The sequence below is a fragment of the Mesorhizobium sp. WSM4828 genome (assembly GCF_055811175.1).
The window spans coordinates 1-236 of the sequence record NZ_JBVVQK010000136.1 but is presented as its reverse complement, the minus strand read 5'-3'; the positions used below and the strand labels follow the sequence as shown (position 1 = coordinate 236).

The window sequence follows — 236 nt, the reverse complement described above, 5'->3', positions numbered from 1 at the left end:
GCCCATGTGCTGGCCGCTTCACGTCTGCACGGCGACGACACGACGGTGCCGGTCCTGGCCAAGGGCAAGACCGATACCGGCCGATTATGGACCTATGTGCGCGATGACCGACCGTTCGGCGGCGCCGATCCGCCGGCGGCGGTGTTCTATTATTCCCGCGATCGCCGAGGCGAACATCCCGCGGCGCATCTCGCCGGCTGGAGCGGCATTCTGCAGGCCGATGCCTTTGGCGGTTA

The 236-nt window shown here is 66.9% G+C and carries 1 protein-coding gene; it reads left to right on the top strand.

The window, feature by feature from the left end:
- Positions 1-236 (top strand): IS66 family transposase (locus AC0L2X_RS32650; RefSeq protein ID WP_473601243.1); only part of this gene is annotated, 236 nt, incomplete at both ends.